This window comes from Ensifer sp. Root423, from assembly GCF_001426275.1.
In the GTDB taxonomy this organism is placed as follows: domain Bacteria; phylum Pseudomonadota; class Alphaproteobacteria; order Rhizobiales; family Rhizobiaceae; genus Ensifer; species Ensifer adhaerens.
This window is the reverse complement of the sequence record NZ_LMEG01000038.1, coordinates 1-2,587: the sequence shown is the minus strand read 5'-3', so window position 1 is coordinate 2,587 and position 2,587 is coordinate 1. Positions and strand designations below refer to the sequence as shown.

Below are 2,587 nucleotides of genomic sequence, written 5' to 3'. Positions count from 1 at the left end.
ACGACATCTGGATGTTCGACGAAGATCTCGATCGACTGAACCAGTCCCTCGGCGTTGAAGAACAGCTGTGCCTCTTCAAGCGGCATGAAGATGATTGTTGAATCATATTCCGACATGCCGATCTCGTAGATCGCCGAGACGGTATAGGCCTTCACACGCGGGTTCATGCCGAGCGGCGTCACGTCGCCGTTGGGCGAGGTCAGCGTAATCGTTCCGCCGACCGTTATGCCAAGCTGTTCGGCCATGCGCGAACCGATAGCCACGCCAGAGCCGGAGGCAAAGCCGACGAGATCGCCGGACTGGATGTGGTCAGAAACCGACTTCATCTTGCTCAAGTCGTCGGCGCGGATGCCGCGCACCAGCGCGCCGGTCGAACTGTCACCGACCCCTTGCGCCAGAACCTGTCCTTCGACCATCGGGATCGCCATGGTGACGCCTTTGACGCCCGAGAATTTAGTCGCAAGCTCGGCATAATTNACCGATAGCCACGCCAGAGCCGGAGGCAAAGCCGACGAGATCGCCGGACTGGATGTGGTCAGAAACCGACTTCATCTTGCTCAAGTCGTCGGCGCGGATGCCGCGCACCAGCGCGCCGGTCGAACTGTCACCGACCCCTTGCGCCAGAACCTGGCCTTCGACCATCGGGATCGCCATGGTGACGCCTTTGACGCCCGAGAATTTAGTCGCAAGCTCGGCATAATTGTTGAGCGGACCGTCGATCGGCTGGACGATCATGTGGCCGTTGATGCCGAGGATGCGGGAGATGAGTTCGGTGCGGAAGCCGTTCATGACGGCCATGACGATGATCAGCGTCGCCACGCCGAGCATGATGCCGATGAAGGAGAAGCCGGCGATGACAGAGATGAAGGCTTCCTTGCGCCTGGAGCGCAGGTAGCGCCACGCCACCAAACGCTCGAAGGCGGAAAAGGGTCGGCTGGAGGACTTTTCAGGCCGCTCTGCGGCCTGCACCTGATTTTCAGTCACGGCGGTCATCCTGCCTTCCCTCGNGGTCGGCTGGAGGACTTTTCAGGCCGCTCTGCGGCCTGCACCTGATTTTCAGTCACGGCGGTCATCCTGCCTTCCCTCGCCTCGTCACTTCGTTGCGACCAGCTTGTCGATCACCGCTTCGACGATCATCGACGGCGGTCTAGATTTACGTCGAGAGACTTGTACGTGCGCCAGCGAAAGGCAGGCTGACGTGGCGGCGTCCGAGTGGTCGTCGCGTCCGCCCTCCGGCACACTCACTTCATCTCGACGACCTTGCCGTCTTCGATCGTCACCCGCCGATCCATCAGTCCGGCGAGCTCGTGATTGTGCGTCGCGATCAATGCCGCGAGGCCCGACTGCCGTGCCAGCGCTTCCAGCGCCTCGAAGACATAACCGGCGGTCTCCGGATCGAGATTGCCTGTCGGTTCGTCGGCAAGGAGAACGAGCGGCGCGTTGGCAACGGCACGCGCAATCGCAACGCGCTGCTGCTCGCCGCCGGAAAGTTCCGCCGGGCGGTGATCGGCGCGGTGGCCGATGCGCATATAGTCGAGCAACGCCCCAGCCCGCTCCGCGGCTTCCGCCTTGGGCAGACCGGCGATCAACTGCGGCATCATGATGTTTTCGAGCGCCGAGAACTCAGGCAACAGGTGGTGGAACTGGTAGACGAAACCGATCTCGTTGCGACGGATCGCCGTGCGCCGATCGTCATTGAGCCCGCCGCAGGACACCCCGTTGACCAGCACCTCGCCGCTATCGGGGCGTTCCAGCAGACCCGCCACATGCAGCAGCGTCGATTTTCCGGTCCCTGACGGCGCGACCAGCGCCACAGTCTCGCCGCTTCTCAGCGTGAAGTCCGCACCCTTGAGGATGGAAAGGAACGTCTCGCCTTCCCCATAGTGTCGTTCGACGCCGGAAAGCTGCAGTGCCACGCGCGCATTCATTGAGGTGATGTCCTTGTCATTCGTAACGCAGGGCCTGCACCGGATCGAGGCGCGAGGCGCGCCAGGCCGGAAAGATCGTGGCGAGGAAGGAAAGGGTCAGCGCCATGACGATGACGAGTGCAGTCTCGTCTGCGTTCATGTCGGCCGGAAGCTGGCTGAGGAAATAAAGCTCTGGGCTAAACAGCGTCGTTCCGGAGATCCAGGAGAAGAACTGTCGGATGGATTCGATGTTGAGGCAGACGACGACGCCGAGCGCCACGCCCGCGACCGTTCCGGCGACGCCGATTGCAGCCCCCGTCATGAAGAAGATGCGCATCACCGAGCCGGAGGTCGCGCCCATGGTCCTTAAGATCGCGATGTCGCTGCCCTTGTCCTTCACCAACATGATCAGGCCGGAGATGATGTTGAGCGCCGCGACCAGCACGATTAGCGTCAGGATCATGAACATCACGTTGCGCTCCACCTGGAGCGCGGAGAAGAAGGTCTTGTTGCGGTCGCGCCAGTCGGTGATGAAGATCTGCCGTCCGGCCGCGTCCTCGATCGGCTGGCGCAACTCCTCAACGACATCTGGATGTTCGACGAAGATCTCGATCGACTGAACCAGTCCCTCGGCGTTGAAGAACAGCTGTGCCTCTTCAAGCGGCATGAAGATGATTGTT

Annotated in this window: 2 protein-coding genes and 2 pseudogenes; all 4 read right to left on the bottom strand. The window is 61.5% G+C overall.

Annotated features, from left to right (window positions below; genetic code table 11):
- Positions 1 to 476: pseudogene (locus ASD01_RS25340) on the bottom strand (ABC transporter permease); the annotation flags it as partial.
- A gap of 1 nt (position 477) precedes the next feature.
- Positions 478 to 993: pseudogene (locus tag ASD01_RS25335) on the bottom strand (ABC transporter permease); the annotation flags it as partial.
- Between the two features lie 248 nt (positions 994 to 1,241).
- Positions 1,242 to 1,928 carry an ABC transporter ATP-binding protein gene (locus tag ASD01_RS25330; protein ID WP_034786709.1) on the bottom strand — a complete coding sequence of 229 codons (687 nt, stop codon included), beginning with the start codon at positions 1,926 to 1,928 and terminating at the stop codon, positions 1,242 to 1,244.
- A gap of 16 nt (positions 1,929 to 1,944) precedes the next feature.
- A partial coding sequence (locus tag ASD01_RS25325) for an FtsX-like permease family protein (protein WP_156623700.1) occupies positions 1,945 to 2,587 on the bottom strand: 643 nt, incomplete at its 5' end.